This is a genomic window from Vibrio sp. 10N.222.54.A3, assembly GCF_041474095.1.
GTDB classification, from domain to species: domain Bacteria; phylum Pseudomonadota; class Gammaproteobacteria; order Enterobacterales; family Vibrionaceae; genus Vibrio; species Vibrio crassostreae_C.
Window position 1 is genome coordinate 1 of sequence record NZ_JBFRTN010000162.1, and the last position, 651, is coordinate 651.

Annotated in this window: 1 protein-coding gene; it reads left to right on the top strand. The window is 43.8% G+C overall.

What is annotated here, in order from left to right; translation table 11 throughout:
- Positions 1 to 486: transposase (locus AB4507_RS22630; protein ID WP_372183456.1), on the top strand; the 486-nt coding region annotated here is incomplete at its 5' end.
- Positions 487 to 651 lie beyond the last annotated feature (165 nt).

The window sequence follows — 651 nt, forward strand, 5'->3', positions numbered from 1 at the left end:
GATAGCCTTAATAACACTGACTTCAAAAAGCTTGCGAGCCAGCAAAAAACCATTCAGATGAAGATGCGTTTACTTGCGCTCGCACACTTTAAAGACGGCCTCTCTCGTACACAAATTGCAAAATCTCTCAAAGTCAGTCGAACCAGTGTCAATAAATGGGTTCGGATTTTTTTTGAAGAAGGCCTAGAAGGACTTCAAGAAAAACCTCGGACTGGTAGGCCTGCATACCTCACCGATGAGCAGCGGGCTCAACTCAGTGCCTTCATAAAAAAAGAAGCTGAATCACCTTCTGGTGGCCGCCTTGTTGGAAGCGATATACATGACTACATCGTTAAACACTTTGACAAGCACTACCACCCTAATTCCATCTATTATCTCCTCGACCACATGGGTTTTTCTTGGATAACTTCTCGTTCCAAACACCCTAAACAATCACAGCAAATACAGGACGATTTTAAAAAAATTCCAAATCGAAACGATCCTTAAGATCCCCGGCCATATTGGGCTAGAGAGTGTTGATGTCTGGTTTCAAGACGAAGCTAGGTTTGGTCAGCAGAACACAACAACACGTCTTTGGGCTACTCGTGGAACGAGACCTCGCGTAGTAAAACAGCAGCAATTTGAATACGCTTATTTGTTTGGCTCAGTGTG